The 3,738-nt window shown below is 63.8% G+C and carries 3 protein-coding genes; 1 reads left to right on the forward strand and 2 read right to left on the reverse strand.

The features are described from left to right. Positions 1–539 (forward strand): EAL domain-containing protein (locus VJ604_RS04570; RefSeq protein WP_324080199.1); only part of this gene is annotated, 539 nt, incomplete at its 5' end. Between the two features lie 255 nt (positions 540–794). Here the strand turns inward: VJ604_RS04570 and meaB are convergent. Both meaB and scpA read right to left on the reverse strand, forming a co-directional pair. Then, positions 795–1,778: a methylmalonyl Co-A mutase-associated GTPase MeaB gene (meaB, locus tag VJ604_RS04575; RefSeq protein WP_324080200.1), complete on the reverse strand. Its 984-nt coding sequence runs from the start codon at positions 1,776–1,778 to the stop codon at positions 795–797. Then, on the reverse strand, positions 1,778–3,738 hold a 1,961-nt coding region (scpA, locus tag VJ604_RS04580; protein WP_324080201.1), incomplete at its 5' end, for a methylmalonyl-CoA mutase. The genes meaB and scpA, both read right to left, overlap by 1 nt.

A 3,738-nucleotide genomic window follows, 5' to 3' on the forward strand; every position in this document is an offset into this window, starting at 1 on the left:
CAGTAAACGTCTCCGCCTGGCAGCTGCGAGGCCAGCACCTTCCCGGCATGATCGCGCAGATCCTCGAAGAGACGCGGGTGAAACCGGAATACCTGGAGCTGGAGGTAACAGAGAGCGCCGTGATGCACAACGTGGATGACGCGGGAGAGACCTTGCGCGCCCTCAAGGCCATGGGTATCCGCATCTCCATCGATGACTTCGGTACCGGCTACTCCTCGCTCGCCAACCTGAAAAGCTTCTCCATCGACTGCCTGAAGATCGATCGCTCCTTCATCAACAACGTCTCGCACAGCCGCGACGACAAGGCCATCGTCTTCGCCATCATCGCCATGGCCAGAAGCCTGAACCTGAAGGTGGTCGCCGAGGGAGTGGAGAAAGAGGAGCAGTTGGCCTGCCTGAGGGAAAACGGCTGTCACGAGGTGCAGGGCCATCTCTTCTGCCCCCCGCTCCCCCCGGCGGAGTTCATGTCGTTTGTGGCGGGACAGGAACTGCTGACGGCCCCGCACTGCCTGCAGATGGCGGCGGAGTTGCTGGCGTGATGTCAGCCCCCTCGGCCGTACCTTTCTCCCGTTGTCTGTATTTGCTCATCCCCGCTCCCGTCAGCAGTCCCCTCTCCCTCCGGGAGAGGGTTAGGGTGAGGGAACTTTCCACGAAGATACGAGGCTACCCTCACCCCGGCCCTCTCCCACAGGGCGAGGGGGAGTTGGCAAAGAGGGATGAGGTAATAAGATACCAGAAAGGCCAGCACTACCTTAGGAGTGCTGGCCTTTCCATTTCCGCTTATTTCTCTGCCGTCAGTCCACGCACTCGTAGCGCCTGAAGGTCTGCAGCAGCCTGCGAGAGGCTGCCGAAGGAGTGGTGGAGCCGAGGATAACCGCCTGCTCGACCTCGCCAAGCAGCGAGGCTACCTGCCCGTTGCTGAGGAAAAGGGTCTTCAGGTCGTCCATCAGCATGGACCACATCCACTCCACCGCCTGTTTGCGGCGGTTTTCGCACCGCTCTCCGGTGCGATCCATGGTGGTGCGGAACTCGCAGAGCATCTCCCAGACCTCCTCGATCCCCTCGTGCCGCAAGGCGCTCACCGTCTGCACCGGCACCTGCCAGTTGTAGCTCTTGGGGCGCAGGATGTGCAGCGCGTTCAGGTACTGCTGCCGGGCGAGCTCGGTCTTCATGGGATCGATGTCGGCCTTGTTGATGACGATGGCGTCGGCAAGCTCCATGACCCCCTTCTTGATCCCCTGCAGCTCGTCACCGGCGGTGGCCAGCTGCAAGAGCATGAAGAAGTCGACCATGGAGGCCACGGTGGTCTCGGACTGCCCTACCCCCACCGTCTCCACGATGACCACGTCGTAGCCTGCCGCCTCGCACAAGAGCATGGTCTCGCGGGTGCGGCGCGCCACGCCCCCCAGGGTGTCGCCTGCGGGCGAGGGCCTGATGAAGGCGTTGGGATCGCGAGAGAGCTCCTCCATCCTGGTCTTGTCTCCCAGGATGCTGCCGCCGGTGATCTGCGAGGAGGGATCGATGGCGAGCACGGCTACCTTGTGGCCGCGCTCGGTGAGGTAACTGCCGAAGGACTCGATGAAGGTGCTCTTCCCTACCCCGGGGACCCCGGTGATGCCGATCCGCAGCGTGTTCCCCGTGTAAGGGAGGAGCATGTCCAAAAGCGCGTCGGCCTGCTGGGCATGCTCCGCCTTTTTGCTCTCTATCAGGGTGATCCCTTTGCCCAGGGCCCTGATCTTACCGGCACGGATGTTCTCCGCAAGGGTCTGCAGATCCATCAGGCCGATCTCTTCCTTTTAATGGCCTCGAGGGTTTCCTTGGCCGACTTGGTGATGGGAGTCCCGGGTCCGAAGATGCAGGAGGCGCCGGCGGCGTAGAGCTCGTCGTAGTCCTGGCGCGGGATGACCCCGCCGCAGACCACCACGATCTCCTCGGCGTCGAGCTTCTTCAGCTCGGCGATCAGCTGGGGGACCAGCGTCTTGTGGCCGGCCGCCAGGGAGGAGACACCCACCACGTGGACGTCGTTCTCCACCGCCATCTTGGCGGTCTCCTCCGGGGTCTGGAAGAGCGGTCCCATGTCGACGTCGAAGCCCGCGTCGGCGTAGGCGGTGGCGACCACCTTGGCGCCGCGGTCATGGCCGTCCTGACCCATCTTGGCGATCAGCATGCGGGGACGCCGCCCTTCCGCTTCCGCGAACTCGTTGATCTCCTTGCGGACCTTTTCAAAATCAGCGTTTTCTTCGCACACTCTTCCGTATACCCCCGAAACGAGTTTGATTTCCGCCTTGTGGCGGCCGAAGACCTTCTCCATGGCGTCGGAGATCTCGCCCACCGAGGCGCGCTTCCTGGCTGCCTCGATGCAGGCGGCCAAGAGGTTCCCCTCGCCCCCCTCGGCGACCCTGGTGACCGCGTCCAGGGCGGCCTTGCAGTCGGCGTCGTTACGCTCGGAGCGAAGCTTCTTCAGGCGGGCGATCTGCGCCTCGCGCACCGCGGTGTTGTCGATATCCAGCACCTCGATGGGCGTTTCCTGGGCCAGCCGGTACTTGTTGACGCCGACGATGACGTCCTTGCCGGTGTCGATGCAGGCCTGCTTCCTGGCCGCCGACTCCTCGATCTTCAGCTTGGGCATGCCGGACTCGATGGCCTTGGTCATGCCGCCCAGCGCCTCGATCTCGTCGATCAGCTTCCTGGCCTCGGTGATCAGCGAGTTGGTCAGGGTCTCCACGTAGTAGGAGCCGCCCAAGGGGTCGACCACTTTCGTTATACCAGTTTCCTCCTGGATAACCAACTGGGTGTTGCGTGCGATGCGGGCCGAGTGGTCGGTGGGGAGCGCGATCGCCTCGTCGAGGGCGTTGGTGTGCAGGGACTGGGTGCCCCCCAGGACGGCCGCCATCGCCTCGATGGTGGTCCTGATCACGTTGTTGTAGGGGTCCTGCTCGGTGAGGCTCCAGCCGGAGGTCTGGCAGTGGGTGCGGAGCGCCATGGAGAGCGGGTTCTTGGGGTTGAACTGCGACATCAGTTCGGCCCACAGGAAGCGGGCTGCGCGCAGCTTGGAGACCTCCATGAAGAAGTTCATGCCGATGGCGAAGAAGAAGGAGAGCCTGGGGGCGAACTGGTCGACCGCCAGCCCCTTGGCCATGGCCGCCTTGACGTACTCGATGCCGTCGGCCAGGGTGAAGGCCAGCTCCTGCACGTTGTTGGCGCCCGCCTCCTGGATGTGGTAGCCGGAGATGGAGATCGAGTTGAACTTCGGCATGTGCTGGCTGGTGTACTCGATGATGTCGGCGATGATGCGCATGGAGGGTGCCGGCGGGTAGATGTAGGTGTTGCGCACCATGAATTCCTTGAGGATGTCGTTCTGGATGGTGCCGGCCAGCTTGTCCTGGGTGACACCCTGCTCCTCGGCGGCCACGATGTAGAGGGCCAGGATGGGGAGCACCGCGCCGTTCATGGTCATGGAGACCGAGACGTCGCCCAGCGGGATGTCCTTGAACAGGATCTCCATGTCGAGGATGGAGTCGATGGCGACCCCTGCCTTGCCGACGTCACCGACCACGCGCGGGTGATCGGAGTCGTAGCCGCGGTGGGTGGCGAGGTCGAAGGCGACCGAGAGACCCATCTGCCCGGCGGCGAGGTTCGCGCGATAGAACGCGTTGGACTCCTCGGCGGTCGAGAAGCCGGCGTACTGGCGGATCGTCCAGGGCCGCGCCGCGTACATCGTGGCCTGCGGGCCGCGCA

The sequence above is a fragment of the Geomonas sp. genome (genome assembly GCF_035254065.1).
Classification (GTDB): domain Bacteria; phylum Desulfobacterota; class Desulfuromonadia; order Geobacterales; family Geobacteraceae; genus Geomonas.